Annotated in this window: 18 protein-coding genes; 7 read left to right on the plus strand and 11 right to left on the minus strand. The window is 63.2% G+C overall.

Annotation, left to right across the window (positions count from 1 at the left end; all coding sequences use genetic code 11):
• Nucleotides 1-26: 26 nt before the first annotated feature.
• The 5 genes from A3AI_RS0129405 to A3AI_RS0129425 form a co-directional block, all read right to left on the minus strand.
• A complete protein-coding gene (locus tag A3AI_RS0129405) occupies nt 27-1,424 on the minus strand; it encodes an NAD(P)(+) transhydrogenase (Re/Si-specific) subunit beta (RefSeq protein WP_024519009.1) in 1,398 nt (465 codons plus the stop codon).
• A 54-nt stretch (nt 1,425-1,478) separates the two neighbouring features.
• Nucleotides 1,479-1,796, minus strand: a complete 318-nt coding sequence (locus A3AI_RS0129410) for a proton-translocating transhydrogenase family protein (protein ID WP_024519010.1) — start codon at nt 1,794-1,796, stop codon at nt 1,479-1,481.
• Nucleotides 1,797-1,818: 22 nt separating this feature from the next.
• A complete protein-coding gene (locus A3AI_RS0129415; protein WP_024519011.1) occupies nt 1,819-2,949 on the minus strand; it encodes a Re/Si-specific NAD(P)(+) transhydrogenase subunit alpha in 1,131 nt (376 codons plus the stop codon).
• A gap of 106 nt (nt 2,950-3,055) precedes the next feature.
• Nucleotides 3,056-3,208, minus strand: coding sequence for an aa3-type cytochrome c oxidase subunit IV (locus tag A3AI_RS0129420; RefSeq protein ID WP_024519012.1), 153 nt, complete (start codon nt 3,206-3,208; stop codon nt 3,056-3,058).
• A 282-nt stretch (nt 3,209-3,490) separates the two neighbouring features.
• The gene (locus A3AI_RS0129425) at nt 3,491-5,401 is read right to left on the minus strand and encodes a M3 family oligoendopeptidase (protein WP_024519013.1); all 1,911 of its coding nucleotides are present in this window, start codon (nt 5,399-5,401) and stop codon (nt 3,491-3,493) included.
• Between the two features lie 115 nt (nt 5,402-5,516).
• Between A3AI_RS0129425 and A3AI_RS0129430 the strand changes: the two genes are divergently transcribed.
• The 3 genes from A3AI_RS0129430 to A3AI_RS0129440 all read left to right on the plus strand — a co-directional run bounded on the left by A3AI_RS0129430 (nt 5,517) and on the right by A3AI_RS0129440 (nt 11,526).
• Nucleotides 5,517-7,028, plus strand: a complete 1,512-nt coding sequence (locus A3AI_RS0129430; RefSeq protein WP_024519014.1) for a sigma-54-dependent transcriptional regulator — start codon at nt 5,517-5,519, stop codon at nt 7,026-7,028.
• 349 nt (nt 7,029-7,377) lie between these two features.
• Nucleotides 7,378-9,615, plus strand: a complete 2,238-nt coding sequence (locus tag A3AI_RS0129435; RefSeq protein WP_024519015.1) for a L,D-transpeptidase family protein — start codon at nt 7,378-7,380, stop codon at nt 9,613-9,615.
• A 294-nt stretch (nt 9,616-9,909) separates the two neighbouring features.
• A complete protein-coding gene (locus tag A3AI_RS0129440; protein ID WP_245286975.1) occupies nt 9,910-11,526 on the plus strand; it encodes a peptidoglycan L,D-endopeptidase MepK in 1,617 nt (538 codons plus the stop codon).
• 52 nt (nt 11,527-11,578) lie between these two features.
• On the opposite strand, the gene A3AI_RS0129445 is transcribed toward A3AI_RS0129440, so the two are convergent.
• Together A3AI_RS0129445 and A3AI_RS0129450 are read right to left on the minus strand one after the other, a co-directional pair.
• Nucleotides 11,579-11,857 (minus strand): DUF2312 domain-containing protein, encoded by a 279-nt coding sequence (locus A3AI_RS0129445; protein WP_024519017.1) that lies wholly within the window; start codon nt 11,855-11,857, stop codon nt 11,579-11,581.
• A 336-nt stretch (nt 11,858-12,193) separates the two neighbouring features.
• Complete coding sequence (locus A3AI_RS0129450; protein WP_024519018.1) at nt 12,194-12,496, minus strand: DUF1244 domain-containing protein; 303 nt, start codon at nt 12,494-12,496, stop codon at nt 12,194-12,196.
• A 184-nt stretch (nt 12,497-12,680) separates the two neighbouring features.
• On the opposite strand from A3AI_RS0129450, the gene A3AI_RS0129455 reads away from it, so the two are divergent.
• Complete coding sequence (locus A3AI_RS0129455; protein ID WP_024519019.1) at nt 12,681-13,295, plus strand: DUF1036 domain-containing protein; 615 nt, start codon at nt 12,681-12,683, stop codon at nt 13,293-13,295.
• Nucleotides 13,292-14,728, plus strand: a complete 1,437-nt coding sequence (gene pyk, locus A3AI_RS0129460; protein WP_024519020.1) for a pyruvate kinase — start codon at nt 13,292-13,294, stop codon at nt 14,726-14,728. The genes A3AI_RS0129455 and pyk overlap by 4 nt, the downstream gene beginning before the upstream one ends.
• 167 nt (nt 14,729-14,895) lie before the next feature.
• On the opposite strand, the gene A3AI_RS0129465 is transcribed toward pyk, so the two are convergent.
• Nucleotides 14,896-16,656 (minus strand): MOSC and FAD-binding oxidoreductase domain-containing protein, encoded by a 1,761-nt coding sequence (locus tag A3AI_RS0129465; RefSeq protein ID WP_024519021.1) that lies wholly within the window; start codon nt 16,654-16,656, stop codon nt 14,896-14,898.
• A gap of 147 nt (nt 16,657-16,803) precedes the next feature.
• Nucleotides 16,804-17,181 carry a hypothetical protein gene (locus A3AI_RS48885; RefSeq protein WP_024519022.1) on the minus strand — a complete coding sequence of 126 codons (378 nt, stop codon included), beginning with the start codon at nt 17,179-17,181 and terminating at the stop codon, nt 16,804-16,806.
• Between the two features lie 445 nt (nt 17,182-17,626).
• Here A3AI_RS48885 and A3AI_RS0129475 point away from each other — a divergent pair, with 445 nt between their 5' ends.
• Complete coding sequence (locus A3AI_RS0129475; RefSeq protein ID WP_024519023.1) at nt 17,627-18,736, plus strand: DUF937 domain-containing protein; 1,110 nt, start codon at nt 17,627-17,629, stop codon at nt 18,734-18,736.
• Between the two features lie 370 nt (nt 18,737-19,106).
• A complete protein-coding gene (locus A3AI_RS0129480; RefSeq protein ID WP_024519024.1) occupies nt 19,107-19,580 on the plus strand; it encodes a VOC family protein in 474 nt (157 codons plus the stop codon).
• A gap of 229 nt (nt 19,581-19,809) precedes the next feature.
• Here A3AI_RS0129480 and A3AI_RS0129485 read toward each other — a convergent pair whose 3' ends face one another.
• Both A3AI_RS0129485 and A3AI_RS0129490 read right to left on the minus strand, forming a co-directional pair.
• Nucleotides 19,810-20,445 (minus strand): hypothetical protein, encoded by a 636-nt coding sequence (locus A3AI_RS0129485; protein WP_024519025.1) that lies wholly within the window; start codon nt 20,443-20,445, stop codon nt 19,810-19,812.
• A 41-nt stretch (nt 20,446-20,486) separates the two neighbouring features.
• Nucleotides 20,487-20,915 carry a universal stress protein gene (locus tag A3AI_RS0129490; RefSeq protein ID WP_024519026.1) on the minus strand — a complete coding sequence of 143 codons (429 nt, stop codon included), beginning with the start codon at nt 20,913-20,915 and terminating at the stop codon, nt 20,487-20,489.
• Nucleotides 20,916-21,179 lie beyond the last annotated feature (264 nt).

Raw genomic sequence — 21,179 nt, forward strand, 5'->3', positions numbered from 1 at the left:
GATCATGCTCAATCGCAGCGCCACTACTACATCGCCTTGACGATGTTCTCCGTCATCTTCTTGGCGTCGCCGAGCAGCATCATGGTGTTGTCGCGATAGAACAGCGGATTGTCGATGCCGGCATAGCCTGAAGCCAGCGAGCGCTTGATGAACATCACGGTGCCTGCCTTCCAGACCTGCAGCACGGGCATGCCGTAGATCGGCGACGTCTTGTCTTCTTCCGCGGCCGGGTTGGTGACGTCGTTGGCGCCGATCACGAAGGCGACGTCGGCCTGTGCAAACTCCGAGTTGATGTCCTCAAGCTCGAACACCTCGTCATAGGGCACGTTGGCTTCGGCGAGCAGCACGTTCATGTGGCCGGGCATGCGGCCAGCGACGGGATGAATGGCGTATTTCACCTCCACCCCTTCCTTCTTCAGATTGTCGGCCATCTCGCGCAGCGCGTGCTGGGCCTGCGCCACCGCCATGCCGTAGCCCGGCACGATGATCACCTTCTGCGCGTTCTTCATGATGAAGGCCGCATCGTCAGCCGAGCCGAGCTTCACCGGCCGCGCTTCCCCGCCGGCCGCGCTGGCCGCCGAGGTCTCGCCGCCGAAGCCGCCGAGGATGACCGAGATGAACGAGCGGTTCATCGCATGGCACATGATGTAGGACAGGATCGCGCCGGAGGAGCCGACCAGCGCGCCGGTGATGATCAGCGCGGAGTTACCCAACGTGAAGCCGATGCCGGCGGCCGCCCATCCCGAATAGGAGTTGAGCATCGAGATCACGACCGGCATGTCGGCGCCGCCGATCGGAATGATCATCAACACGCCCAACGCCAGCGCGAGGATGGTGTTGAGCCAGAAAAAGACCGCGTTGCCGGTCGCCACAAGGCCGATGATGCTGACCACCAGCGCAACGGCGAGTGCGATATTGATGAGGTGACGCGCCGGCAGGATGATCGGCGCACCGCTCATCCGCGCCGACAGTTTCAGGAACGCGATCACCGAGCCGGTGAAGGTCAAGGCGCCGATGGCGACACCGAGCGACATCTCGACCAGGCTCTGGGTATGGATGTTGCCGGACGTGCCGATGTCGAAAGCCTCAGGCGCATAGAAGGCGCCGGCGGCGACCAGCACGGCGGCCATGCCGACCAGCGAGTGGAAGGCGGCGACGAGCTCGGGCATCGAAGTCATCGGCACGCGGCGGGCGATCACCGCGCCGACGCCGCCGCCGATGGCCACACCGAGGATGACGAGCAGCCACGCCATGCCGTCGGCCGGCGGGTGGTTGGCGAGCGTGGTGGCGACCGCAATCGCCATGCCGGCCATGCCCAGGAAGTTGCCGCGGCGGCTCGACGCCGGACTGGACAGACCGCGCAGCGACAGGATGAACAGCACACCCGCCACGAGATAGAGCAGTGCAGACAGATTGGCGTTCATCTCAGGTCCCCGTTTGTCCCATCACACTGAGGTGGCGGCCGCTCACTCGACCAATCACTTGGCTTTCTTCTTGTACATCGCCAGCATGCGCTGGGTGACAAGGAAGCCCCCGAAAATGTTCACGCAAGCGAAGATCAGCGCGATGAAGCCGAAGCCGCGCGCCCACCCCGACCCGCTCGAAACCAGGCCGACGCCCACCGCAAGCAGCGCGCCGACCACGATCACCGACGAGATCGCGTTGGTCACCGACATCAGCGGCGTATGCAGCGCAGGCGTCACCGACCACACCACGAAATAGCCGACGAACACGGCGAGCACGAAGATCGACAGCCTGAACACGAAGGGATCGACGACTTGAGCAGCATGCTCCATGGCGGTTCTCCTTGGGCCCGAATTAGGAAGACTTGGGCTGGAAGTTCGGATGGATGACCTTGCCGTCTCTGGTCAGCGCGGTGGCCTTGACCAGCTCGTCATCCCAGTTGATCGCCAGCGCCTTGCTGGTCTTGTCGACCATGGTCTCGATGAAGGACAGCAAATTGCGTGCATAGAGGCCGGAGGCGGAGGCCGCGACCCGGCCCGCGAGATTGGGAAAGCCGACGATCTTGATGCCGTCGACCTCGGAGGTCTCGCCGCTCTTCACGCCCTCCACATTGCCGCCGCGCTCGACGGCGAGATCGACCAGCACCGAGCCGGGCTTCATGGTCTTGACCATGTCGAGCGAGATCAGCCGCGGCGCCGGGCGGCCCGGGATCAGGGCGGTCGTGATCACCACGTCCTGCTTCTTGATATGCTCGGCAGTGAGCGCGGCCTGCTTCGCCTGGTACTCCCTGGACATTTCCTTGGCGTAGCCGCCGGCGGTCTCGGCCTGCTTGAACTCCTCGTCCTCGACCGCGATGAATTTCGCACCGAGACTTTCGACCTGCTCCTTCACCGCCGGCCGCACGTCGGTCGCGGTGACGATCGCGCCCAGCCGGCGCGCGGTCGCGATCGCCTGCAGGCCAGCGACGCCGACGCCCATCACGAACACTTTCGCAGCGGGCACGGTGCCGGCCGCCGTCATCATCATCGGGAAAGCGCGCCCGAAGGCCTCGGCCGCCTCGATCACCGCGCGGTAACCGGCGAGGTTCGCCTGCGACGACAGCACGTCCATCACCTGGGCGCGGGTGATGCGCGGCATCAATTCCATCGCAAAAGCTGAAACGCCGGCATCGGCCATCGCCTTGAGTGCGGCATCATTGCCATAGGGGTCCATGATGGCGATCACGGCCGCGCCGCGCTTGTACTGGCCAAGCTCGGATGCTTCCGGCCGCTTCACCTTGATGACGACGTCGGCATCCTTGAGCGCGTCGGCACTGATGGTGGCGCCGGCAGCGGTAAATTCGGTATCCGGCAGGCCCGATTTGACGCCGGCGCCCGGCTCCACCGCGACATCCACTCCCAAAGCCTTGAACTTCTTCACCGTATCGGGCGAAGCCGCCACCCGCGGCTCGGCCGGATCGATCTCCTTGGCAACGGCAATCTTCATAGGGCCTCCGGCGGCGCAAGGCATGCGCGCGCGATCAGACTAGCGTTAATCTGGCTGAGATGGATACCGGTTTTGCAACCAGCGCTTACGCAAAATTTTCGTTGCGTCAGGTCAGGAAGATCGCCATCAGGGCCACGATCAGGGCGACCGTGATCGTGCCGTATTTCACGAGCTTGAGGAAACCCTCATAGGTCGCCTCATGCGCCGCGTAGTCGTTGCCATCAGCGGTCGTATAGGCCACTTCACTATGACTTGCCATTTGCGTCCCCAGTCTTGTCGAGCGTTTCTGCGCAGGAATTAGCGCAATCCTTTTGGCAGAGCAACGGCGATGGCGCACCTTCTGTGCACGAGAGGGTCTTGCCTAAGGCACAGGCACAGCGGGCCAACGATCCCAAATTCCGCGAGCGATACTTTACCTGCCCCCCCGTCGGGAGCCAGAGAGAGAATAATTTTCGCCACCCGCCCCGGTTGGGGTACGGACGGGCTCCGTTCAATCAAAAAATGATTCGTTTGACGGACGGATTACAGGCGGGGCTCCTCTTTAGCCCATCGCCTCCAGCTCGTCGATCATGGCCGAAATCACCGACAGCCCGCCGTCCCAGAATTTCGGGTCCTTGGCATCGAGCCCGAACGGCGCCAGCAGCTCGGAGTAATGCTTGGTGCCGCCGGCCGAGAGCATGGCGAGATAGCGCTCGGCAAAGCCCTCGGAGGCATGCTCATAGACTGCATAAAGCGAGTTCACCAGGCAATCGCCGAAGGCATAGGCGTAGACGTAGAACGGCGAATGGATGAAGTGGGGGATATACATCCAGAAATTCTCATAGCCCGGCTTGATCTCGATCGCCGCGCCCAGGCTCTCGGTCTGCACCGACAGCCAGATCTGGCCGATCCGCTCGGCCGTCAGTTCGCCGTTCTTGCGCTCGGTATGGACGGCGCGCTCGAAGGTGTAGAACGCGATCTGGCGCACCACCGTGTTGATCATGTCCTCGACCTTGCCGGCGAGCAGCGCCTGCCGCTGCTTGGCGCTCCTGGTCTCTGACAGCAGCCGCCTGAAGGTGAGCATTTCGCCGAACACGCTTGCGGTTTCGGCCAAGGTCAATGGCGTCGGCGCCATCAGCGCGCCGTTCCGGGCTGCCAGCACCTGGTGCACGCCATGTCCGAGTTCGTGCGCCAGCGTCATCACGTCGCGCGGCTTGCCCTGGTAGTTCATCAGCACATAGGGATGTGCGGAGGGCGTGGTCGGATGCGAGAACGCGCCCGGTGCCTTGCCGGGACGCACCGGCGCATCGATCCAGCGGTCGTCGAAAAAGCGCTGGGCGATCTCGGCCATGCGCGGCGAGAAGCCGCGATAGGCCGTCAGCACCATGTTCTTCGCCTCGGGCCAGGCGATCGCGCCGGTCGGCGCAAACGGCAGCGGGGCGTTGCGGTCCCAGTGCGGCAGCTTCTTCTTGTTGAACCAGCCGGCCTTCAGCCGGTAATAGCGATGCGAGAGCTTGGGATAGGCCGCGCGCACCGAGGCGACCAGCGCATCAACCACCTCGCGCTCCACCCGGTTATTCAAGTGGCGCGAATCCGCAACATCCTGGAAACCGCGCCAGCGGTCGGAAATTTCCTTGTCCTTGGCCAGCGTGTTGGTGATCAAGGCAAAGGTGCGTTCATTGCCTTTGAAGGTCTTGGCGAGCGCATCAGCTGCGACCTTGCGCTTCTTGCCGTCGCGATCCTGCAAAAGATTCAGGGTCGGCTCGATCGCGAGATCTTTACCGCCAACCTTAAAGCGCAGGCCGGAGATGGTCTGGTCGAACAGCCGGTTCCAGGCGGAATAGCCGGTCTGGGATTTCTCATGGAAGAGCTGCTCGCTGCGATCATCGAGCTGGTAGGGCTTGTCCTTGCGCAGATCCTCGATCCAGGGCCGGTAGTGAGCGAGCGCCGGCGCCTGCATCGCGTGCTCCAGCACGGTATCGTCGATGCGGTTGAGCTCGAGCGCAAAGAACAGCAAATGCGTGGAGGCCGCGGTCAGCCGCTCCGACACGTCGCCGTAGAATTTGGAGATCGCGGGATCGACGCTGTCGCCGGCATGCGCCAGGCCGGCATAGGAGCCGAGCCTGCCCGCCAGATCGTCGATCGCCTCATAGCGTTTCACGGCCTCGGCCAGCCATGCGCCGCCGTCATCCCGCGCGGCATGTTCCGCAAGCCTGCCCTTGTAGTCGGTCTCAAACGCGACGCAATCGGCATCCATCTTCGCAAGGTCTCGCGCCACCTCGGGCGCGTCGATCCCACCATAGAGATCGGACAGGTTCCATTCCGGCAGCCTGCCAGTCTTTGCGGCCGGGCCGGACTGCGTCTTGGAAGCTTTCCTGGCGGTTTCCTTGATTACCTTCTTGGCGGTCTTCGCCTTGGCGGCGGTCTTGCTGGAGTTCGGTTTGCGGAGAGCGGACGTGTTGCGCGAAATCATCGTGTTCGAAACCTGTGTTCAACCGAAGCGAAGAGCGAAACTTAAGTGTGCGTTAAGCCTCGTCGGCCAGAGTGCCCCGATTCGAGACAGATAGTCGCATTGCTGGGGGAAAGCCATGGCCGCCACCATTTTGATCGCCGATGATGACGCCGTGCAGCGCCGCCTCGTCGAGGCCATGGTGCAGAAATGCGGCTATGAGGCGGTGGTGGTGGAGTCCGGCGACGCCGTGATGGCCATGCTGGCCAGCCCCGAGGCCCCTGCGATCGACGCGATCGTGCTCGATCTGGTAATGCCCGGCCTCGACGGCATGGGCGTGCTGGAGCGGATGCGCGAGGCTGGTCTTTCCATTCCCGTCATCGTGCAGACCGCCCATGGCGGCATTGACAATGTGGTCTCGGCGATGCGCGCCGGCGCCCAGGATTTCGTGGTCAAGCCGGTCGGCATCGAGCGGCTGCAGGTGTCCTTGCGCAATGCGCTCAACACGTCGGCGCTGAAGGGCGAACTGCAGCGGATCAAGCACAGCCGCGAAGGACGCCTGAGCTTTTCCGACATCATCACCCGCTCCGACGCCATGACGGGCGTGCTGCGCATCGCGCAGAAGGCGGCCTCGTCCTCCATTCCGGTGCTGATCGAAGGTGAATCCGGCGTCGGCAAGGAACTGTTCGCCCGCGCCATCCATGGCTCCGGCGAGCGCAAGGCCAAGCCGTTCATCGCGGTGAATTGCGGCGCGATCCCCGACAATCTCGTGGAATCGATCCTGTTCGGTCATGAGAAAGGCGCCTTCACGGGCGCCACCGAGCGCCATACCGGCAAATTCGTCGAAGCCCATGGCGGCACGCTGTTCCTCGACGAGGTCAGCGAGCTGCCTCTGACGGCGCAGGTCAAGCTTTTGCGGGCGCTGCAGGAGGGTGCGGTCGAGGCGGTCGGCGGCCGCAAGCCGGTCAAGGTCGACGTCCGCATCATCTCGGCGACCAACCGCAAGCTGCTCGACCGGGTCAAAGGCGGGCACTTCCGCGAAGACCTGTTCTACCGGCTGCATGTGCTGCCCCTGACCATCCCGCCGCTGCGGGCGCGCCGCGAGGACATTCCGCATCTGCTGCGACATTTCCTGACGCGCTTTGCGGCGGAGGAAAACCGCACCATCACCGGCATCAGCGGCGATGCGATGGCCTATCTCGCTGAGCTCGACTGGCCCGGCAACATCCGCCAGCTCGAGAACACGGTCTATCGCGCGGTCGTGCTGTCGGAAGGCGAGCAGCTTGGCATTGCCGATTTCCCCCTGATCAATGCGCAATCGACCATGGTTCCGGACGCGCCCGCCGAGCCACTGGTTGTGGCGCCGCCGATCCATCCGTCGCAACCCGCGATGGTCTCTGGTAGTGAAATACCCATCGCTCCACTCCCAACCCACGGGATTCTCACCATGCTCACCGGCGCTGGCGAAGTGCGGCCGCTGGAAGAGCTGGAGAACGAAATCATCCGCTTTGCCATCGCGCATTATCGCGGGCAGATGTCGGAAGTGGCGCGCCGCCTGAAAATTGGCCGATCGACTCTCTACAGGAAGCTCGACGACGCGAGCCCCCGAGCCACTGTCGATGGCGAGGCGGCGGACGACGAGGAGACATGATGCGCCGACGATTCCGAATGTGGCGACACGGTGTCGGGTTGCGCAAAAATAGACTGCAAGTATCGGTGTTTGTTGAGGCTTTGAACCGTTGCCTGCAGGTGACAGACCTATGAAAAAGCGCATGGCAAAAGCGCACAATTCGTTGCAAAGGGCTGCTCTGGAAGTCAGTTTGTCGTGTACTGCCCCCGTTCGGCTTGGTTCCGAAAACGGGGCCTGTGTATCGTCTGCGTACGGGTGGGTAGCGTGCAGGCATGACAGAATTCACGGCCGACGCTTTTAGCTGAAGCTCACAGGCGATAACTGGAACTGCCCATTTTGCCAGAGGCAGTTCACCCAAAGGGGTGTGACAATGCGAGACTGTTCGAACAACCGCGGCAGATTTGACCGTGTCCTGATGGCCGTCGCGGCAAGCTTCCTCGCGGTGTCCGCAACCTCGGCAATGGCGCAGGATAATCCGCCGCGCTCGAGCGCCGCGGAACTCGCAATCGAAGCCGCGATCCCGCGCCCCGAACCCGCCAATGTTCCGCCCCCGACCGCCGCCGATATCAAGCTCGACGCGACGGCCACGATCACCGAGCCGGCCAAGCCTGCGGAAGCCGCTCGGCCCACGACCGAAGCCGCAAAACCGGTAGAGCAGCCTGCGCCCGCAGCGGTTGCGACCACGCCCACCACCGAACCCAAGTCGGATGCGGCGCCGAAGAACGACACGGCCAAGATCGAGCCAACCAAAACCGAGCCAACCACGACCGAGCCCGGCAAGAGCGAGCCTCAAAAGAGCGACACGGCGGCTGCGCCGGCAGCTGCGTCCGCGCCCCCTGCGGCCGAGCCCGTCAAGGCGGCCAGCACGGTGCCGGCCGCCGACCAGCCGGTTGCCGACAAGCTCAAGGAGATGCTTGCCGCCAAGTCGCTGCGCTATTTCGACCGCAAGGGCGAGCGTCCCGCCGTCGAGAAATTCTATGCCGCGCGTGACTACGCGCCGGTCTGGACGCAGGCAGGGGGTCTGACCGACACCGCCAAGGGCGTGATCGCGCGACTGAAGGACGCCGCCTCCGACGGCCTCACCCCCAGCGATTATCCAGTGCCGGATTTTGCCGGCGCCACCACGCCGGACGCGCTGGCCGAAGCCGAATTGAAGCTCACCGACAGCATGCTGACCTATGCGCGCCAAGCGCAGAGCGGCCGCGTGCACTGGTCGCAGGTCAGCGGCGACATCTCCTATCCCGAGCATCCGACCGATCCGGCCGAGGTGCTGAGCCATATCACCACCGCTAAGGACGGCTCTACCGCCTCCATCGCCCTCGACAGCTACAACCCGCCGCAAAAGCTTTATCAGGAGCTGAAGGCCAAGCTTGCCGAACTGCGCGGCCAGGGGCCGGGACAAGCGATCGAGATTGCCGATGGTCCGGTGCTGCGCTATGCGCCTGCGCGCAACAAGAAGCAGGCGGACGTGCTGATGGAAGATCCGCGCGTGCCGCAGCTGCGCGCCAAGCTTGGCGTCGAAAATGCTGACGATACGCATTACGACGCCAAGGTCGCGGACGCCGTGCGCAAATTCCAGGAAAGCGTTGAGCTGAGGGAAACCGGCGTTCTCGATGCCGCGACCGTGCGGGCGCTGAACAGCCCGAAGCGCGACAAGCAGATCGACGTCGTCATTGCCAACATGGAGCGCTGGCGCTGGCTGCCGCGCGAACTCGGCGCGCCGTCGATCGGGGACGCCTATGTCATTCTCAACATCCCCGACTATACGCTGAAGGTGATGCAGCACGGCCAGCAGGTCTGGACCACCAGGGTCGTGACCGGCAAACCCGGCATCCACGCCACGCCGCTGCTGACCGAGACGATGAAATACATCACGGTCAACCCGACCTGGAACGTGCCGCCCTCGATCGTGTATGGCGAATATCTGCCGGCGCTGCAGCAGGACCCCACCGTGCTGGAGCGCATGGGACTGAGGCTGGAGCGTGAACGCGACGGCTCGATCCACATCTCGCAGCCGCCAGGCGACGCCAACGCGCTCGGCCGCGTCCGCTTCAACTTCCCCAACAAGTTTCTGGTCTATCAGCACGACACGCCGGACAAGTACCTGTTCGAGAAGAGCGAGCGCGCCTACAGCCACGGTTGCATGCGCGTGCAGTATCCGGACCAGTACGCTTCCATCCTGCTCAACATCACCGAGCCGAACGAGCACTACACGCCGGAGAAGATCCGCTCGATGTACGGCCACAGCGAGATCGACCTGAAATTCCCCACGCCGATCCCGGTCAACATCACCTACCAGACCGCCTTCGTGGATGACGCCGGCAAGCTGCAGTTCCGCAAGGACATCTACGGCCGCGACCCCGGCATGATCGCGATGCTCAGGGGCGCGCGTGGCAAGGACCTGGAGAATGTGGTCGCGCATTCCCAGCCGGGCTATGGCGGCTCAGCCAAGCTGCCGCCAGGCGTGAGCGTCGCGAGCGCCAACGGCTGGTCCTCGGGCCCGTCCTTCTTCGAGCGCCTGTTCGGCGGCGGCGGTCAGCTGACGCCGCCCGCCCCGGTCGGCCGCCGTCCGCTGTACCAGCAGCAGCGCGGATTCTTCACCCGCTGATCTCAAGGTTCGAAAGCACGGCCGTCCGAACCGGACGGCCGCCCGGCCCGACCAATTTCCCTTTAAAATCAACGATCGGCTCCTCGCCTGAGGCGCTCAACGTTAACCATTCTTTGGGGTTAGCGGACTGCGGCTCTTTTTCGCCACAGTGAACGGATTAGGTTAAGGCCAACTTGGGGACGGGATGGTAGGGCTTGGTTAACCATCCCGCTTTACGAAAAGCGTTCAATCTCTTTCGCCCTCGGGGTTAGCGGAAGAGTCCACTGAACGCCGGTCGACTGGGTGGGCTCATACGTGCTGACGGGTCTCGCACGCCGTTTCAACTTGCTGTCCGTGCATAAAGCTGCTTGCCAGGCTGGCGCCGCGGCGTTGATGCTGCTGGCGTGTGCTGGCTCCGTGCACGATGCCACCGCACTGAACGAAACCCGCACCCTCTCCTTCCACCACACACATTCCGGCGAAGACCTCACCGTCACCTTCAAGCGCCAGGGGCGCTATGACGAAGAGGCGCTGAAGACGCTCAATCACTTCCTGCGCGACTGGCGGACCCAGGACCAGACAGCGATGGACCGCCATCTGTTCGATATCATCTGGGAAGTCTATCGCGACGTCGACGCCAAGCAGCCGATCCAGATCGTCTCCGCCTACCGCAGCCCAGCGACCAACGCCATGCTCCGCCGCCGCTCGGCCCATTCGGGCGTGGCCCGCGCCAGCCAGCACATGCTGGGGCATGCGATGGACTTCTACATTCCGGGCGTGCAGCTTGAGCAGATCCGCTTCGCGGGCTTGCGGCTGCAGCGCGGCGGCGTCGGTTTCTACCCGACCTCGGGCTCGCCCTTCGTCCACCTCGACACCGGCAATATCCGCCACTGGCCGCGCATGACCCATGACCAGCTGGTCAGGGTGTTCCCCGACGGCCGCACCGTGCACATCCCGACCGATGGCGTGCCGCTGAAGGGCTATGAGCTCGCCAAGGCCGACATCGAGAGGCGCAGCGGCGATGACGCCACAACCGTCTCCAACAAGCCTTCGTTCCTAGCCGCCTTGTTCAAGGGCAAGTCGAGCGACGATGATGATGATGCGGGAAGCGCGTCTGAGGTGAATGACAGGCCGGCACCCATCGTCGTCGCGGCCGCCGCCAGCAAACCGGCTGAGGCGCTGCCTTGGCCGCGGGCGCGGCCGCAGCTTGCCGCGACCCTGCAGCTTGCCTCCGCTGACTCCACCATTGCGCAGTCGGTCAAGCCGAAGCAGCAGACGGCCGCCGCCAATGACAAGGCCGAGGCAAAGCCGGAAACACCGGCCGACATCATCAATGCGCGCGGCTTCTGGGATGACGACAAGGCAGCGCCGAAGCAGGCGACGGCGGCCGAGGCCGCGGCCGCCGCTGCAGCCATCAGAGCCCGTCGCGCGCTCGATGGTACCGATCCGCAGGCGACCGCCAGCACGCCGGCCGCCCTTGACGCGATGGCCTACGATCCGCCGCCCTCCTCACCGGTTGATCGCGCCAATTTGGTTACCGCAACCGCGCCGATCCCGCGCAGCGCGTGGCCGGCCATGCAGGCACGCAGCAATTCGGTGCCGGCCACCGGCATCGATACGGTGGCGGCCAAGGGCGTCCGCGGCGACGGCGGCCCGGTCACCAATTCCGCGCGCATTGCGGCGGCCAGCACCGACAGCGCGTGGCTGCGCATCATCATGCTGGCCCCGAGCGTCGGCGCCTCGATGGAGGTGACGGTGCTTGGCGACACCGATCTGACGATGATGCGCGCCTTCTTCGTAAAGCCCGCGAGCGTACTCAACATCGGCTTCAGCGACGATCCGATGATGGGAATGAGCTGCGATCATTTCTCGGGATCGTCGAGCGTGACGCTCGAGACGACGTCGCTCGTCGTTCGTACCGCGCAGCGGTAGGCCCCGGTGTCGTCCCGGCGTTCGCCGAGACGACCGTGTCAGCAATTCCGCCCTACAGCATACCCAGCGCCTGCAGGTAGGTCTCCAGGATGGTCTCCTGCTCCGCGCGGTCGTTGGGATCCTCTTTGCGCATGCGGATGATGGTACGCAGCGCCTTGACGTCGAAGCCGTTGCCCTTGGCCTCGGCATAGACGTCGCGGATGTCGTCGGAGATCGCCTTCTTCTCCTCCTCCAGCCGCTCGATGCGTTCGATGATGGCCTTGAGCTGGTCTTTCGCGAACCGCGTTGCGGCTCCTTCGTCTTCCTTCACGGCGGCAGCGGCGGTGGCCATCGGCTACTCCTTAATCAAACGTCACTGACTGGATCGCCTGCACGCTCGGTGCGGACAGGCGCTTGTTGCCGGCGACACTTGAATTTCGAGCCGCCCGGGTCAAGGCGACATCGCGCTCATCCACAGCGCGCCCACACCTTGTTGCGGGCTGCGCTTCCTGTGTTCGGAACGAAGCGGGGTTTGCCTTGACGGCCCCGACGAGAGCGATAGGCCGACGGCGAATCGCTCCCGCGCGTCAAAACATGATCCGGAAAAGTGTGGAGCGGTTTTCCGAAAAGATCATGCTCAATCAAAGACCTGAAGCGCGACGACGATTCAACCAAATCTCATCGCGCTTTAGTGCCCGGGATGCGACTTCTTCAGCGCCGCCATCTGCTCAGGATTGGCCGGCGTCTGGTGCTTTTCCTTCCAGGCCTCGTAGGGCATGCCGTAGACCGCCTCGCGGCTTTCGTCCTTGCTCAAGGCCACGCCTTTGGCGTCTGCGGCGTCCTTCAGCCAGTTGGACAGGCAGTTGCGGCAAAAGCCGGCCAGGTTCATCAGGTCGATGTTCTGGACGTCGGTCCGCTCGCGCAAATGGTCGACGAGGCGCCGGAAGGCGGCAGCTTCGAGTTCCATTCTGGTCTTGTCGTCGATTGCCATGGTCGTTATCCAGCCGTTGTCGAATATGGGCTAAATCTAAGCCGTGTCACAGATTCTGCCATATCCCGTTGCAAGCATTGGGGATAGTCGCGATTTCGGCCCCCGACCGCATGAAAAAACGCCGTTGACAGCAGCCTTAAGGCTACGCGAAATCCCGCCCCAAGGAACCAGTCTGCTTCGCGCAATGACCCCCAGAGCTCCGTTTTCCCGCCATGTCAGCGCGCATCGCAAGGTCGTCGGCCTTGTGCTCCTGCTCGCCGCGCTCTGCCTGTGGAGTGGAACGGCCAAGGCCGACTTCCGTCTCTGCAACAACACTGCGAGCCGGGTGGGCATCGCGCTTGGCTACAAGGACGCCGAGGGCTGGACCACCGAAGGCTGGTGGAACATCTCGTCCCGCAGCTGCGAGACCCTGCTCAAGGGATCCTTGGTGGCGCGCTATTACTATATCTATGCGCTGGACTATGACCGCGGCGGCGAATGGTCGGGACAGGCCTTCATGTGCTCCCGCGACAAGGAGTTCACCATCAAGGGCACCGAGAACTGCCTGGCGCGCGGCTTCGACCGCACCGGCTTTTTCGAGGTCGATACTGGCGAGCAGCGGGCCTGGACCGTGCAGCTCACCGACGCCAACGAACAGCCCGCGCAGCCGCGCGTTCCCGGCCTGCCGGGCCCGGTGGGGCCGGGCGGCAATGTCCCGGGCCTGAACAACAACCCGCTCACCCCCAACCCGCCTGGTGCGGCGCCTGCTCCGGGCGCGTCTGGCCTGCCGCCAGCCGCAACGCCCGGAAACAAGCCATGAGACGGCTGCGCCGGATCAAGATCCTCGCAACGCTGGGACCGGCCTCCTCCGACAGCGCGATGATCCGCCGCCTGTTCGAGGCCGGCGCCGACATTTTCCGCATCAACATGAGCCACACGCCGCATGACAAGATGCGCGAGCTGGTGGCAACCATCCGCAATGTCGAATCGAGCTATGGCCGCCCTATCGGCATCCTGGTCGACCTGCAGGGCCCGAAACTGCGGCTCGGCTCGTTCGCCGAAGGCGCGGTGCAGCTGCAGAACGGACAGAATTTCGTGCTCGATTCCGACAAGACGCCGGGCGACGCCACGCGCGTGCAGCTGCCGCATCCGGAAATCCTCGCGGCACTCCGCCCCGGGCATGCGCTCCTGCTCGACGACGGCAAGGTGCGGCTGATCGCCGAGGAGACCTCGCCCGACCGCGCCGTCACGCGCGTCGTGATCGGCGGCAAGATGTCCGACCGCAAGGGCGTCAGCCTGCCCGACACCGATCTTCCCGTTTCCGCCATGACGCCGAAAGACCGCGCCGATCTCGATGCCGCGCTCACGACCGGCGTCGACTGGATCGCGCTATCCTTCGTGCAGCGCGCCGAGGACGTGATCGAAGCCAAGAAGATCATCCGCGGCCGCGCCGCCGTGATGGCCAAGATCGAGAAGCCGCAGGCGATCGACCGCCTCGCAGACATCATCGAAGCCTCGGATGCGCTGATGGTGGCGCGCGGCGATCTCGGCGTCGAGTTGCCGCTGGAACGGGTGCCGAGCCTGCAGAAGCAGATGACCCGCATGGCGCGCCGCGCTGGCAAGCCGGTGGTGATCGCGACCCAAATGCTGGAATCGATGATCCAGGCGCCGGTGCCGACCCGAGCCGAGGTCTCCGACGTTGCCACCGCCGTCTACGAGGGTGCCGACGCCATCATGCTGTCGGCGGAATCGGCGGCCGGCAAATATCCTGTCGAGGCGGTCTCGACCATGAACCGCATCGGCGAGGAAGTGGAGCGCGATCCGACCTATCGCGAGGTGGTGACGGCGCAGCGGCCCGAGCCCGAAGCCACCGCCGGTGACGCCATTGCCGATGCCGCGCGCCAGATCGCCGAGACGCTCGATCTGCCGGCGCTGATCTGCTGGACCTCTTCCGGCTCGACCGCGATCCGTGTCGCGCGCGAGCGCCCCAAGCCGCCGATCGTGGCGATCACGCCGAACATCGTCACCGGGCGCAAATTGAGCGTGGTGTGGGGCGTGCATTGCGTCGTCGCCGAGGACGCGCGCGACCAGGACGACATGGTCGGCCGCGCCGGCCGCATCGCCTTCCGCGACGGCTTTGTCCGCGCCGGCCAGCGCGTCATCATCGTCGCCGGCGTACCGCTCGGCATCCCCGGCACCACGAACATGGTGAGGATTGCATCGGTCGGGCCAGACGAGGATGCGCGGGGGTAGCTGCAGCAACAGACTCCGTCATTGCGGGGAGCGAAGCGACAGAAGCGAAAAAGCTTACCGTCGATTTCGAGGATGCCGACGAGGACAGCATCGAAATGCAGACGCCGCGCAGCGGCCAAAGGCCGGCGGCGCTGAATTCTGCGAAGAGAACAAGAAGTGACGGGCAATTACAAATCGACCACGACGTCGCCTTCGGGGCGCGCGCAGCAGATCAGCACATTCCCCTCCGCCGGCAGGTCGACTGGCTCCGGCCGGTAGGCAACGCGTCCCGCCACGAGTGCGGTTTCGCAGTTGTGACAGACCCCCGTCCGACATGCCCATCTCACAGGTACGTCGCAAGCCTCGGCCATCTCGAGCAAGCTGCAGAAGCTTGAGCTCCATCGAACATTGAGGCCGCTGCGTGCAAACGAAACCAGCGCTCCAGTTCCTGGGCTCCCTGCCGGCAAATGCGGTGGCTCGCGTCGCGGGGCAACGACACCGGGGGTGCTGGACGGACCCGCGCCGAACAGTTCGGTATGGATATGCCGCGGCCCGACACCCAGGGCCTGGAGACCGGCGGTGATATCGTTCATGAAGGTCGATGGCCCGCAGATGTAATATTCGCCATCGCGTGGCAAGCGAAGGTTTGCGAGCACCTGCCTGTCCAGGCGGCCGCGCGTATCGAAATTGACATGCGGCTGATCCTGCGGATCGGGCGAGCTATAGCAAATGAGACTGTGAGAGTTGACGAGCTTTCCGAGCAACCCGCGCGCCTCCTCGGCAAACGGATGTTCATGACCGCTGCGCGCACCGTAGAGCCACCAGATCTCGCGTGTCGAAGCTTCGGCTACCAGTGCATGAAGCATCGCCAGGACGGGGGTCACGCCGATCCCCGCGCTCAGGAGAATAACGGGTGCATCACCTGGCCTTAACGTAAAGCTCCCGCGCGCTGCGCTCGCCTCGATGACATCCCCGACTTGCAGCTTGTCGTCGATATAGGTGCTCGCCGCGCCCTGGGCTTCCCGCTTGACGCTGATGCGATAGGATAGATCGCCGGGCGAGCCCGACAGCGAGTAGCTTCGCAACAGATTGGAGCCGGACGCAGCCCCAAGCCGCAGCACGACAAACTGTCCGGGAAGAGGCCTGGCGAGCGCCTGTCCATCCGTTGGTGCGAGCACGAGCGAGGTGACAGTCCCACTCTCGCGCGCCTTGCGCGCAACGCGGAAGGACCGGAACCCTTGCCACGCCGGAGCAAGGCTGGCCCCTCCCATGAGCCCGGCGTTTCCCGTGGTCTCGCCGCCGTCGCTCTTCTGCGCAAGCAGAGCCTCGAATGACTTTCGCCAGCCGCCACTCAGCGCGGGTATACGCAGCGCCCGCTGCAATTGATCGCGATTGTGACCAGGCAAATAAAGCAACCCGTCGATCTCCGCCACGCTCACACGCTCGGGTCCGGACTCGACCTGCGTAATCTCGTCACCCGCCTTGACTTCGCCCTCCTGCAGCACACGCAAATAGAAGCCGGGTCTCTGGTGCTTCACGAGCAGCGCGGCCATTTCCGGCTCGTTCATTCGGATGCCCAGCCGGTAACAGGTGACGCGCGGCTGCGTGACCTCGAACAAGGCGCCACCGATCCGATAGCGATCTCCGATGCACACCTCCGCATCCGCCAGACCATCGACGGTGAAATTCTCTCCAAACTGTCCGTAACCAAAACCGCTTCGGCCGAAATGCTTCTCCCAATATCGATAGGACTCGATTTGATAGACCAGCACGGCCCGCTGTTCGCCACCATGACCAGCGAGGTCTCCCTGTCCATCGCCATCGATATTGAGCCGGCGCACCATGCGCGCGCCTTCAACCGGCACTTTCCAAATTCCGGTGTGAACGATCCTGCCCTGCCACGTCACGTCCCGCGGCAAACCCACGTTGACCGAAAGCAGACGTGCCATTCCACCACTCCTCGAAGATGGTTCCGCGCTGGCCCAGATCCTTGCCATCGCTAGCACGAGCAGGCGTCTGCTGACCTGGGAACAGTCTAAATCGAAGCCCGCATCGTTGGCCCGTTAGGCGTTGTTAGACGTTGTAAGCAGCTCGCGCTACCGCGTAGCCATGAGGGAGTCATGACCCGACTTGCCGCCGACATTTTCGGCATCTGCCCGCGAGGCGCGTTTCGCTGTTCCCAACGAGACGGCGGTCTCTCGAGCCTTCCGGGCGACAACCGGCTTGCTTGCCAGGGTCACGGAATTGGTCGTGCGTGACGTCGGCTCGATCGACACGCGAACAGACAGAAAGCAGGCCAAGCGGTTTGTGCTGGCGCAGGAGTCCGCGGCCGTCTGCACTGGCGCCACTTGATGGCTACAACCGACCAAATTCGCAACCAGCGCGCCGACCAGGAGCGTTCTCATGCAATCCTCCCAAAAGAGGCTGAGTTCCGCCTGCAATTCTTGCTGCGTGACAACGTTCGCGCTGATCATCCATCAGACATGCAAATGCATTAAGCGTGCATTAAGCCTCGCTTCCTGACCGAGAGAAGCTCCATCGTAGTTAATGTCAGCGCGTGCTTGCGCGCCCAGGCGGCACGCGGGTTGATCCGACGCGCCGCATCTCGCGCACGACAAAAGAAACGACAATCAGCTTGACGTTTCCAACGCGAGCGAACCTCAAGGTTCCATGCTGGGGTTACCGCAGAACCCAGGCACAACTTGCAGCTGCTCCCCATGTTGTGAATGGACAGCTCAACAATCGCGGCAGGACAATTGTCTCGTTGATGAGGGATGCCGGGCGAATTTCCGGCTGGGGATGCGTTCGTCAACTTTTCTCAGACGCGGCAGCGGCGCGACGAATACGGCTGCCCTTACCGAACGGCAGACCAGGAGCTACCTCCAACCAACCTTGCAACAACCATAGTGGAGAGACGCCATGGCAGCAAATCTCACCTCCGTTGTGATGCAATTCCTGACTCCTGAAATCATCGAAAAGATCGCTTCTTTTCTGGGACTGGACCGAGCTTTAACGCAGAAGGCTGCAGGGGGAGCGGTTCCCGCCTTGCTGGCGGGCTTGTCCGATCTTGTCGGAACACCGTCCGGAACGAGCCAACTGTCCAAGCTGCTGTCGCAGCAGGGCGGTCCGCCCGCCGATCTCCTGCGTAACATTGGCCCGCAAGGACTGGCGGAGACCGGAACGAACATGCTCTCTGGATTGTTCGGAGGCCGAACCATGGACGCGATGGCGCAGGCCGTGGGCAAGTTTGCAGGCACAAGCGATACGGGCGCCAAGTCCCTGCTCGGCATCCTTGCTCCGATGGTGCTGGGTGGGCTGGGTCAACATCAGCGCAGCGCAGGTCTTGACGCAACTGGCCTGGCATCCTTGCTCCGCTCACAGAAAGACCAAATCACCGCAGCGATCCCGTCAGGCCTCGCGGACCAGCTTGGCGCCGCAGGTTTGATCGACAGAGCGGAGACAGCTTTGCGCAGTGGGACGGCCGCAGCCTCGGCCGGAGCAAGCCGGATTGAAAGCGCTTCTCAACGCGCCGGCACCTTTGCAAGCCGGACAGGACAATTGCCCTATTTGCTGGCCGCCGCGATCATATTGGCCGGTATTGCCTGGTACGCAATCGAACGCCGGGGTCAGGAGACCGTCGCTGAGGTACCCGCCAAAACACAGCCGGCACGCGAGACTGTGGGCATGGCCCCCGCCCAGTTGACGGTTGACGGAGTGAACCTGGCCAGCCAGCTCAACTCGTCGATCAGCACCTTGAAGTCCGCGCTGCCCGGCATGACAGATGCCACGGCCGCTCAAGCCGCTCTGCCCAAGATCAACGAGGCGATAGCCCAGCTCAACGATCTCACCACACGGGTGACAAAGCTTTCTCCGGACGGACGCAGTGCATTCGCCAAAATGATCGTCTTGGTGACGCCTTCGGTCAAGGAGATGTGCGATAAGGTCATGGCAACCCCCGGCGTGGGGCCGATCGCAAAGCCCGCGATCGATGATCTTCGAGCAAAGATGGACTCGCTGTCGCAAGTCTGAACTTTGCGCACGGCACTTGGCCAGCGCGTGGGTCTTGCCGTGCACAAGGTCCTCATGAGCGGCAATGAAGGCCGGGGTCAAAGTACGCTCCTTCCGGGACGTGATCGCTCATGGTCCATTCCGGACGCGTCATTTGATCTGCGAAGCGTCTGTGGCTGGAGAGAACGCCGGCCTTGAACGTAGGAAACAGGGTGGAAATATCGCGACCAGCCCCACAGCGGCCGCACGCGCCGCCGGCTTGCCCGACGAGTGCTGCTCGCAAATTCCCGTCAATCCCCAACTAATAGGATGGATTAGCGAGAGCGTCATCCGCCGACGCTCTCGCTAATCCGCCCGACGCCCTGCTGACTTGGAACCGAAAGGACTCGCAATGGCAAAGAACACGATTTGTCTCTGGTACGATAAGGACGCCGAAGCCGCCGCCCGATTCTACGCCAAAACCTTCCCCGATAGCGTCGTAGGCGCCATCTTTCGCGCACCCAGCGACTATCCGTCCGGCAAGGCGGGTGACGTGCTGACGGTCGAATTCTCGGTTGCCGGCGTTCCTTGTCTGGGCCTCAACGGCGGTTCCGCATTCAAACATAACGAAGCCTTCTCCTTCCAGATCGCCACCGATGATCAGGACGAGACCGATCGCTATTGGAACGCCATCGTCCGCAATGGCGGGCAGGAAAGCGCGTGCGGCTGGTGCAAAGACAAGTGGGGCATTTCCTGGCAAATCACGCCACGCGTGCTGACCGAGGCGTTGGCGGCCGGTGGTGATGAAGCAAAGCGCGCCTTCGACGCGATGCTGAGTATGAAAAAGATAGACGTCGCCGCGATCAAGGCCGCGCGACGCGGCTGACGTTGCGCCTGCAGGCGCCGCGATTCTCCCAGCAAAGACCGTGGCTAGAGTGTTTTCGAGCGAAGTGGGGACCGGTTCGCGTGAAGAAAACGCGTCAAAACAAGAATCTAGAGCTCCGGTTCTGATTCAATCAGAACCGGAATTGCTCTAGACCGGGGCGCATAGGCCAAGCGCGCCTCGGCGATCGCCTTTGACCGGCCGCGCAAGCGCCGCTCGATTCGTCATCAGGTTATTTCTTGTTCGCCGCGGCCTCGTTCTTGAGCTGCTCTATCACTGGCCCAAGTTCTTTCAGTGCTGCGGTGTCCTCCGCGCTGAGCTGCTCTGGTGGGCAACGCGGATCGGTGCGCTGAACGGCGTGGAACATTGCGCGCGTGAGCGGCAACGGGGCGCAACCATGATCTTGCTCGCAGACGAGGTCGAATTCCGAGCGTGCGGCCTTATGGCACTCGAAGCAATTAAGCCCCAGGAAGTTGTTGACTTCCTCCGCTCCGCTGTTGACGATTTTCGTGCCGTCCTTGTCGGTGTCGAGAGCGAAGAACTCCCAATCGTTCGTCCCCGGGCTGAACCCCTTCTGCTGCTTGACCATAGCCTCGTTGGGGATCAGCTGCAGCACGGTCCCCTCAGGGAATACGCCCTTTCCCGCCTGGGCGACATCGACGGTGCCGGCCAGATTGCCGGCCAAGTTGTCGACGAAGAAGTGCTTCACTGGGGTCATCTTGGTGATGCATTTGAACGTCGAGGCGTCGACCTTGTATTTCGGCGCCGTTTTTTCGTCGGCCTGCACGTCACCTACGCAAAACAGAAGCACGGCAAAACACGAAACCTTTGCTGTCTCGGCCAAAATTTTCATGAGGCTCTGCTTCATCGATTTCCTCCCACTTCGGCTTGATCGCGCGGTCTGCACATTCACGGGCAAACCAGTACGGGGGTTTTCGCCTGCGACAGCACCTTGTTTGTCACACTGCCGATGAGAAGCATGGAAAGTCCGCTGCGTCCATGCGACGACATAACAATGAGATCGCAGCCTTTGTCCTCGGCTGCTTCGATGATGGCCTGATGGGGTTGCCCGTTCTCCACTTGAATGGTCTCGCAGGAAACACCCGCCGCCTTGGCCGCATTTGCCGCACGTGCCAACACGCTGGTGGCCTGCTCCTTGCGCAGCTCAGCATATCTTGCGACTGCTTCAAGAAACCGCCCTGTCATTTCTGAAAACGGTTCTACAACGAAGATTACGGATACCTTGGCTCCAAGGGATTTTGCCAGCGCCAACCCATGCGCCACCCCCTGCTCCGCCAGCTCCGAACCATCTGTCGGAATGAGAATATGCCGGTACATGTTTCACCTCCCGATTGGCACGACGTATCGCGGCCTTCCGGAAGCAAGCTGGGCCCGCGTTTCGGATACGGTCTTGAGATAAATCAATCTATCGGCCCATCGTGCGGCGATCCAGATGTCCGCAATTAGCTGTCCGCAATTGGCCCCCAAAGCGGAGGCGCGCCCGCGAGCAATTCTCATGTCTGCTTTGTCAGGAATACTTGGCAGACGCCGGAAATCAGCGGTCGAAAAACTTAATGCCAATCAGGACGGCCACGTCCGCGC

This window comes from Bradyrhizobium sp. Tv2a-2 (genome assembly GCF_000472425.1).
Classification (GTDB): domain Bacteria; phylum Pseudomonadota; class Alphaproteobacteria; order Rhizobiales; family Xanthobacteraceae; genus Bradyrhizobium.

What these genes read in the sequence shown, in the direction of transcription:
- A3AI_RS0129405 (WP_024519009.1), bottom strand. Translation starts at nt 1,424, where the DNA reads ATGAACGCCAATCTGTCTGCACTGCTCTATCTCGTGGCGGGTGTGCTG.
- A3AI_RS0129410 (WP_024519010.1), bottom strand. Translation starts at nt 1,796, where the DNA reads ATGGAGCATGCTGCTCAAGTCGTCGATCCCTTCGTGTTCAGGCTGTCG.
- A3AI_RS0129415 (WP_024519011.1), bottom strand. Translation starts at nt 2,949, where the DNA reads ATGAAGATTGCCGTTGCCAAGGAGATCGATCCGGCCGAGCCGCGGGTG.
- A3AI_RS0129420 (WP_024519012.1), bottom strand. Translation starts at nt 3,208, where the DNA reads ATGGCAAGTCATAGTGAAGTGGCCTATACGACCGCTGATGGCAACGAC.
- A3AI_RS0129425 (WP_024519013.1), bottom strand. Translation starts at nt 5,401, where the DNA reads ATGATTTCGCGCAACACGTCCGCTCTCCGCAAACCGAACTCCAGCAAG.
- A3AI_RS0129430 (WP_024519014.1), top strand. Translation starts at nt 5,517, where the DNA reads ATGGCCGCCACCATTTTGATCGCCGATGATGACGCCGTGCAGCGCCGC.
- A3AI_RS0129435 (WP_024519015.1), top strand. Translation starts at nt 7,378, where the DNA reads ATGCGAGACTGTTCGAACAACCGCGGCAGATTTGACCGTGTCCTGATG.
- A3AI_RS0129445 (WP_024519017.1), bottom strand. Translation starts at nt 11,857, where the DNA reads ATGGCCACCGCCGCTGCCGCCGTGAAGGAAGACGAAGGAGCCGCAACG.
- A3AI_RS0129450 (WP_024519018.1), bottom strand. Translation starts at nt 12,496, where the DNA reads ATGGCAATCGACGACAAGACCAGAATGGAACTCGAAGCTGCCGCCTTC.
- A3AI_RS0129455 (WP_024519019.1), top strand. Translation starts at nt 12,681, where the DNA reads ATGACCCCCAGAGCTCCGTTTTCCCGCCATGTCAGCGCGCATCGCAAG.
- pyk (WP_024519020.1), top strand. Translation starts at nt 13,292, where the DNA reads ATGAGACGGCTGCGCCGGATCAAGATCCTCGCAACGCTGGGACCGGCC.
- A3AI_RS0129465 (WP_024519021.1), bottom strand. Translation starts at nt 16,656, where the DNA reads ATGGCACGTCTGCTTTCGGTCAACGTGGGTTTGCCGCGGGACGTGACG.
- A3AI_RS48885 (WP_024519022.1), bottom strand. Translation starts at nt 17,181, where the DNA reads ATGATCAGCGCGAACGTTGTCACGCAGCAAGAATTGCAGGCGGAACTC.
- A3AI_RS0129475 (WP_024519023.1), top strand. Translation starts at nt 17,627, where the DNA reads ATGGCAGCAAATCTCACCTCCGTTGTGATGCAATTCCTGACTCCTGAA.
- A3AI_RS0129480 (WP_024519024.1), top strand. Translation starts at nt 19,107, where the DNA reads ATGGCAAAGAACACGATTTGTCTCTGGTACGATAAGGACGCCGAAGCC.
- A3AI_RS0129485 (WP_024519025.1), bottom strand. Translation starts at nt 20,445, where the DNA reads ATGAAGCAGAGCCTCATGAAAATTTTGGCCGAGACAGCAAAGGTTTCG.
- A3AI_RS0129490 (WP_024519026.1), bottom strand. Translation starts at nt 20,915, where the DNA reads ATGTACCGGCATATTCTCATTCCGACAGATGGTTCGGAGCTGGCGGAG.